We start from the raw sequence: 6,933 nt of genomic DNA, 5'->3' as shown, positions 1-6,933 counted from the left end.
AGCGCCTCGCCATCGCCACCGCGCGCGTTCTTGACCGGGCGCTGGTACTGGTGCAGCAGCGCGATGGTGTCGATCATCGTTAAATACTTTTCATGGTCGCGCCGCGTGCGGGTTTTGTCGGACAGGAAGGTCAGCTGGTCGGCGTAGGGATTGACCACCGCCAGCGGTCGCAGCAAGCGCTGCGCATTGCGATGCAGGGCCAGCACCGCATCCTTGCCCTGCTTGGCCATCAGCCCGTGCAAGGTGCGCCGCTGCCGCTGCAGGCTGTGGATCGCCTCAGTCTGCGCGCGGCCTTCATCGACGCTTAGCACGATGCAGCGGTTCATCAGCTCCTCGTCGACCTCGATGGCGGTGGTGGTCAGGAAGATCATCACCGGCCCCGTGACCCGGTACTCCTGCGTGATCAGGTTCCCGCTGTTGGCGTCCTTGCCGGTCGAGGCGATGGTCAGCTCGCCTTCGCTTTGCAAGAGCTTCAGCGCATAGCTGGCGCGGCTGGCGCCTTCTTCCTCGACGATGGCCAGGATCTTGTGCTGCAGGTTGGTCTCGCCCATGTAGAACAGGCTCTGCCCGGTCATGGCGCTGTACTTGATGCGCTCCTCCTGCGGCATCATCGCCAGCACCGCGTCCATCAGGCTCGACTTGCCGGCCGCCGACGAGGACTGCACCACGATCGCCAGCGGCCGGTCCAGCTTGCGGCTGACCGCCGCCAGGTAACCCACCAGTTTATTGGTCCGCTCGCCTACCAGGCCGCAGGCGTCGAAGTCGCCACGATCCGCTCCAGCAGGCCGGGCGCGCGCAGCATCGCCAGGGCCGCTTCGCGCTCCACGTCGCTCAGCGCCGGCACGGCCGGTGCCGCCGTGGTCGCCGCCTTGATGCGTTCGTCCTGCAACGCTTCGAGTTTGAGCAGGATGCGGCCCAGGTCATGCTTGATCACTTCATCGCGCACGCCCAGCTCCTTGGCCGCCTGCTGCAGGTAATGGCCGCGGCCCTTGGCGCTGTACAGGTCCAGCGTGTCGACGTGGAAGCGCTCGCCGACGGCCACCAGCAGATTGATTTTCAGGGTCTCCGGCGCCAGGTTTTTCGGCAGGCCGCGCACGCGGTAGCGCCGCTCCGCGAACGTGAACACGACTTCGTCGGCCTTGACGTCGGCGGCGATGGTTGACGACGCTGGCGCAGCCGCCGGCGAAGCGGCTAAGGCAGGAACAGGTGCGATCGCCAACGCCGGCGCCGGCGCGGGCGTCTCGCATTCCACCGCTTCGGGGTGCTGGCCTGGCGCCTGCGGCGCCGCGCCTTTCCCCATCCACGCCGCCTTGCGCAGCAGGATGCCCAGGCTCTTCGATGCCGGCGTAACCTTCAGCGCGTAGTCTGCCGCGTCCATCCCTTTCGGGAACTCGATGCGGCAGCAGTCGATGCCGGCGGCGATCAGCTGTTCGGCCAGAGCGCCGGCGGCCTTGTCGCCGGCTTCGTCGCGGTCGTAGGCAATCAGCACGCGCTTGACGCCGTTACGCGCAAACGCGGCCAGGTGATCGGGCGTGAAGCCGGCCACGCCGTAGCTGGCCGTCACATTGTGGAAACCGGCCTGCCAGAACGCGAGCGCGTCGATCAGCGCCTCGCACAGGATGATCTCGTCGCTGCCGCCCAGCGCCTGCGCGTTCCACACGCCCTTGTGCGGCCCGGGCAGGTACAGGTGCCGCGGTGTGTCGCCGCGCAGGTCGTCGCGCAGCTTGCGGCCGTACACCTCCGTCACGTTGCCGTCGCCGTCGATCACCGGCACCACGATGGAACCGTTGAAGTGCTCGTGGCCCGATTCGCGCAGGATGCCGATCTCGCGCAGCCGGCCCTTGAGGCCCGCAGCGTCTTGCGCGCGCTTCGCCGGCAGACGGTAGCCCAGCGTGCGGTTGGCGTAGCCGAGCCTGAAGCGCGCGATCAATTCAGGATCCGTCAAGCCGCGCTTGGCCAAGTAGGCCAGCGCCTCGGGCGATTCGAGCAAGGTCTGGTGGTAGAAGTCGACGACCTGATTCAGCAGCTCGCCTGCGCCGGCGGTGGGCTCGACCGGCGCTGCCAGCTTGCGTGTGTGCGAGCCCTTGACCGGCTCGCCAACCCCGGCGGCTAAATCGGGAGCAGCGCGCAGCAGTTCGACCGCGTGGCGGAACGAAACGCCGTTGGCCCGCATCACCCAGTCGATCGGGCCGCCGCCGGCCTGGCACGCGCCCAGGCAATGCCACAGGTTCTTGTCGGGCGTGATCACCAGCGATGGCGTCTTGTCGGCGTGGAAGGGGCAGCGGCCCAGCAGATTGTTGCCTTGGCCCTTCAGCTCGATGCCGCGCGCTTCGGCCAGCTGCTGCACCGATACCTCATTCTTTAGCCGCTCGATCTCGGCGACGGGGATACGGGGCATAAATCCCTCTTTCTCTAAAAAGCTGTCAAGACCCTTATACTGTACTTTTATTATATCGTATAATGTACTTGCAGAACACCTTTTAAGATACCAGGGGGTACAGTATGGGCACCGTCATCCTTTTGCTACCACCCATGTTCTCTTCCCGTTTGATCCAGTTCCGCAAAGCGCAGAGCTTCACCCAGCAAGGCCTGGCCGATGCCGCGCAAATTCACGTGAACCAAATCAAGCGGTATGAGGCGGGGACCGCGCAGCCGACACTGGAGGCGCTGGTGCGGCTGGCCAAGGCGCTGCACCTGAGCCTGGACACGCTCGTGTTCGACGAAACCGAGCGCGGTCCGTCGGATGATCTGGCCCTGCAGTTCGAGGCGGTCAGCCACATGCCGGACGAAGAGCGCCGCATCATCAAGGCGCTGCTCGACGGGATGATCATTAAGTACCAGACCAAGCAGATGATGGGCAACCTGAGCAGCTAGGCCGGCGCCGCCGATCGGCGGCTAAATGAAGAAAGCCACTCGCATCCGGGGCGCCGGAGGGAGTGGCTTTTTTTGTTTTTAGAAGAAGAACTTACCGATCAGCTCGTGTCCGAATGGCGGCACTGACCCTCTGCCCTGCTTGCCGTTCACTTTCGCTAGTGATCAACCCGTCCTCTACGCTGCTTTTCAAAGGACATATTTAAAGCGACTTCCAAGTTCTCAACGCACCCGTAGGATTTGGCAATACCAAAAATCATTTCACAAAAAGCCGCTGGTGTGTGCTTCCAACTATCATCCAGCACACTCATGGCACGCGAAAGAACGCGGTGATTTATCTCGTTAAGCCCTCTCAAAGCAACGGGGCTTTCCACAGTTTCTTGTCCGGCCACGTACGTTTCGCGTGCTGAAATTGTAAGATCGAAAGCCAAGTTAATTAGAAAATCGAAAGCGTGCTCGCTCTCTAAAAATTCTTGGAAATGCGTCATAACGTGATTCATCCATTCATTCCTCTACAAACACCAAAAAGTTAGGAAAAACTCTCAGCCGCTAGACGCTTAATTTAGCGGCTATTTATTCCCTGACACTGGATCTGGTGGCGGCGGTGGCCGTGGCGGTGGCGGGGGGGCAGCGGCCGTGACTGGTGCCTGCTGCGGAAGTTTCTGAATTGCTTCACTCAGCTCAACAACCATTCCAACGACAAACAACAATCCGAATGCACTGCCCCCGGTTCCACCGCGGGCGTGCGGGGTCCGAGGCAATTGGTTTACATTTACACCACGTTCTTGAAGCACCAGCACTCTAGTATTTCCATCAAAAATCTTCCCGTCGGCGGCAACCCTCAGCGGTTCCTTCGCTCCCGGCTTTAATGAAGAAACGATCTTCTCCGTGGATTCTTTTTTTAACGAGGAGTAGCTCCCACTTGAGTTTTTTAGGACACTTTCGCTATGCATGTAACTGAGAGCCGGTCTTGTCTCAGCGGCTGCTGCTGCCGCCTGCAACTTCAACATCGACTCGCGTTCACCTATCGGTGTCGGCTCACGACCATCAGGATCGACATATTTGTACGGGCTGTTGTTGGCGTACGCGTATCGATTGAAGCTGCTACCATTTTCCGCATCCGTGGTCACCGGATCAATGCTCAAGAAGGAGCCGCCCGACGTGCACTTGTCGTAAACGCGGCCGTTTTCCTTAGTCCATTCAAAGACTTGCGGCGGTTTTTTGCTGGCGAATTGTGGGTAAAGAGCGAATTTTTCCTAGACGCGATTCTGGCTTGCGCATGCGCGGGAGGCAAGGCTTTTCTTGTTTAGCTGCTAATTGGGTGAGTCAAGAACGCGACGGCGCGCCGCCAGGCGCGCGCAGTTGAGGGATTGGAAGGTGCTGCAGTTGCGGTTGTTTGGGGCTGGCCTGACTGACGGCGAAGCGCGGCAGCACGCGACGCAGGAGCGCGCACCGTGCGCCCGACCAGAGCCATGCGCCCCAGGGCGCACCATACGGCCTGGCAGGCACGCAGGGGCGCCAGACATAACGGGACGTTCCGCGAACCCGCCAGGGCCCGGCGCAGCGCGGGGTTGCGCCACCAAGCGAAGCGCCAGCGCAGCGACTGGCGTAACTTTGCGGAATGCCCCGTTATGTTAAAGCGCGCCATCGGCGCGATTTACCCCGGAGGGGCTGTGCTCTTGCGTTGTCCGTTACTGGCTAACGGCGAAGCGCGGCGGCAAGCGAGAGCGCCTGCAAGGCGCGGGAGCGCGCGCTATTGACCTGACTCGATCCGAGCGTGGCCGTTGCCTTCCGCGTCGCGGCTGGCAGTACCGCGCAGCGGCTGGACAGTGGGTTTCGCGCTCGTGTCCGGCAAGCAAGGCTGTTACGCCGTAACGATCACTTAATACAGAAGTAGGCAAGCCACTCCGGCGTATCAGGCGCCATGCCCGCCAGTATCCGGTCGTCCTCGACGCGGATCAGCCGCTCCAGCACCTGCCGCTGCGTTACGCCGTCACGCGTCGCGATGCGCTCCAGTGCAAGGTGCGTCCCGGTGCTCACCCAGGTATTCAGCCTGCGCTCGCCGTTGCTACCAACCATCGGCCGGCGCGCGCGGTAGGCCGCCTGCCTTTCCGCTGCTGTCTTCGCCATCATCGCCTCCTCTCCCAGTTGGATCGTTACGCCGTAACGAAGTTCAGTCCAGCCTCTCCTGGTCGTCATCACGCCTTAGCCTCGCCGGATGCGTCGCCTCGTGCACCTGCTTCAGCTTCATGATCGCCACCCGCGTGTAGATCTCGGTCGTGCCCAGGTCGGCGTGGCCCAGCAGCGCCTGGATGTAGCGGATATCTGCTCCGTTCTCCAGCATGTGCGTGGCGCAGGCATGGCGAAACAGATGGCACGAACTGTTCAGCGGTCCGCCGGCCGCCACACGCTCCAGCTTCGCCCCGTCAATCGCCTTCTTGACGATGCTGGACAGCTGCTTGCCCGTCAGCCGCAGGCCCTGCCTGGTCAGGAACAGCGCCGTCTCGTCGTCGACCTGATCGGCCCGCACATCATCGGCATATCTGGCAATCCACGCCAGCGCCCGCGCGCCCACCGGCACCATTCGGTCCTTCTTGCCCTTGCCGAGCCGGATCAGCACCGTGCCGCGCTCCACGTCGACGTCGACCACATCGAGCGCCACCAGCTCGGCGCGCCGCATGCCGGTGCTGTACAGCGTCTCCAGAATGGCTCGGTCGCGCAGGCCCAGCCCGAAGGCGGCGTCCAGGTCGGCCGCGTTGATGATCTGCGCCACCTCGGCCACGCTCAGCACATGGCGCGGCAGGCGCGTCTCCTTCTTCGGCAAGTCCAGTTCGCCTGCGGGGTTGAACAGCAGGTGATGCTGGCGCGTCATCCAGCGGAAGAACACGCGCACCGCCACCAGCCGCGTGCCCTGGCAGTTGAACGACAGCGGCAAGCCGTCGCGCTGGCGGCGGTACGCAAACACGTATTGTCGATAGCGCTCCAGCATCGCCCGCGTCACCTCCAGCGGCGTGCGTATCCCCCGCTCCTCGCACCAGTCGATGAAGTAACCCAGGTCGGTACGCCGCGTCTTGATCGTGTGTTCCGAGTAGCGCATCGCCCCCAGCCAGTCGGTGAAGCCGACCAGGTGGCCGTAGAAGCCGCCGACGATGGCCGGGTCTCCCGCGTGCAGCGGCTTGCGCGTGACCGTCATGAATCCCTCGCCAGTACGGTTACGACCGGCGCGTGTCCGTTGGCGCCATGACGTGCATTTTCAGGCTCGAACCCGGCGCTTTCCGAAGCAGCCCTTGCCGTTGCTGGCTTCCTGCCCGATGAACCGCCCCGACCGGGGGCCGACCACCCGCCGACCGGGGGCCGACCGGGGGCCGACTGCGGCTGATCCGCCCCCGACCGCCGCTTGTCGTAACTACCCAATGCGCCCGCATCGAGCAGGCCGATCAGGTGCGGGGCCATGCTGCCGTCACCGTCATACAGCAGTTCATACACATGTCCTTGGCCACGTTCGGCCCGGTGCACCAGCAGGTATTCCAGCTCGGCCAGGCGGCCCAGGTGGATCTTGAGCTGGGTGTCGCCCCAGCCGGTTTTCTCGCGCACGTCCTTGCGGCTAAAGCGGATATCTCGGCGCGCCAGCTCGAGCGCGGCCCCGCATTCGCCCACCATGCCGGCAACGAGCGTCAGCAAACGCCTGGTCTGCGGCGGCAGCTCGTCCAGGCTGCGGCCCAGCACCTCGTGCGTCAGGCGGTTGGCCTGCTCGATGTCGCCCAGGGTCACCTCGATGTACTCCAGCACCGCGCCATCGCCACCGCGCGCGTTCTTGACCGGGCGCTGGTACTGGTGCAGCAGCGCGATGGTGTCGATCATCGTTAAATACTTTTCATGGTCGCGCCGCGTGCGGGTTTTGTCTGACAGGAAGGTCAGCTGGTCGGCGTAAGGATTGACCACCGCCAGCGGCCGCAGCAAGCGCTGCGCATTGCGGTGCAGGGCCAGCACCGCATCCTTGCCCTGTTTCGCCATCAGCCCGTGCAAGGTGCGGCGCTGCCGCTGCAGGCTGTGGATCGCCTC

5 protein-coding genes and 3 pseudogenes are annotated in these 6,933 nt (G+C 63.5%); 1 reads left to right on the top strand and 7 read right to left on the bottom strand.

Features of this window, described 5'->3' with window-relative positions; translation table 11 throughout:
- A pseudogene (locus tag ACP7D4_RS27215) lies at positions 1–719 on the bottom strand (DNA primase); the annotation flags it as partial.
- Positions 720–739: 20 nt separating this feature from the next.
- Positions 740–2,398, bottom strand: coding sequence for a CHC2 zinc finger domain-containing protein (locus ACP7D4_RS27210; protein WP_426212487.1), 1,659 nt, complete (start codon positions 2,396–2,398; stop codon positions 740–742).
- Between the two features lie 134 nt (positions 2,399–2,532).
- On the opposite strand from ACP7D4_RS27210, the gene ACP7D4_RS27205 reads away from it, so the two are divergent.
- Complete coding sequence (locus ACP7D4_RS27205; RefSeq protein ID WP_426212489.1) at positions 2,533–2,874, top strand: helix-turn-helix domain-containing protein; 342 nt, start codon at positions 2,533–2,535, stop codon at positions 2,872–2,874.
- A gap of 155 nt (positions 2,875–3,029) precedes the next feature.
- Here the strand turns inward: ACP7D4_RS27205 and ACP7D4_RS27200 are convergent, their stop codons facing one another.
- The 5 genes and pseudogenes from ACP7D4_RS27200 to ACP7D4_RS27180 form a co-directional block, all read right to left on the bottom strand.
- Complete coding sequence (locus ACP7D4_RS27200) at positions 3,030–3,371, bottom strand: hypothetical protein (protein ID WP_426107482.1); 342 nt, start codon at positions 3,369–3,371, stop codon at positions 3,030–3,032.
- A 69-nt stretch (positions 3,372–3,440) separates the two neighbouring features.
- Positions 3,441–4,064 (bottom strand): annotated as a pseudogene (locus tag ACP7D4_RS27195) (RHS repeat-associated core domain-containing protein); the annotation flags it as partial.
- Positions 4,065–4,749: 685 nt separating this feature from the next.
- Positions 4,750–5,001, bottom strand: coding sequence for a hypothetical protein (locus ACP7D4_RS27190; RefSeq protein ID WP_426212485.1), 252 nt, complete (start codon positions 4,999–5,001; stop codon positions 4,750–4,752).
- Positions 5,002–5,044: 43 nt separating this feature from the next.
- On the bottom strand, positions 5,045–6,064 hold the full coding sequence (gene xerC / locus ACP7D4_RS27185) for a site-specific tyrosine recombinase XerC (RefSeq protein WP_426212483.1): 1,020 nt from the start codon (positions 6,062–6,064) through the stop codon (positions 5,045–5,047).
- Positions 6,061–6,933, bottom strand: a pseudogene (locus ACP7D4_RS27180) (DNA primase); the annotation flags it as partial. The gene xerC and the pseudogene ACP7D4_RS27180, both read right to left, overlap by 4 nt.

The sequence above is a fragment of the Massilia sp. TWP1-3-3 genome (genome assembly GCF_049897805.1).
Lineage (GTDB): Bacteria > Pseudomonadota > Gammaproteobacteria > Burkholderiales > Burkholderiaceae_D > Telluria_A.
Note: the sequence above shows the minus strand (reverse complement) of the source record. Positions and strands in the feature narration are given on the sequence as shown.

Coding starts and splice junctions, on each gene's coding strand:
- ACP7D4_RS27190 (WP_426212485.1), bottom strand. CDS start 5,001: ATGGCGAAGACAGCAGCGGAAAGGCAGGCGGCCTACCGCGCGCGCCGG.
- xerC (WP_426212483.1), bottom strand. CDS start 6,064: ATGACGGTCACGCGCAAGCCGCTGCACGCGGGAGACCCGGCCATCGTC.
- ACP7D4_RS27200 (WP_426107482.1), bottom strand. CDS start 3,371: ATGAATCACGTTATGACGCATTTCCAAGAATTTTTAGAGAGCGAGCAC.
- ACP7D4_RS27210 (WP_426212487.1), bottom strand. CDS start 2,398: ATGCCCCGTATCCCCGTCGCCGAGATCGAGCGGCTAAAGAATGAGGTA.
- ACP7D4_RS27205 (WP_426212489.1), top strand. CDS start 2,533: ATGTTCTCTTCCCGTTTGATCCAGTTCCGCAAAGCGCAGAGCTTCACC.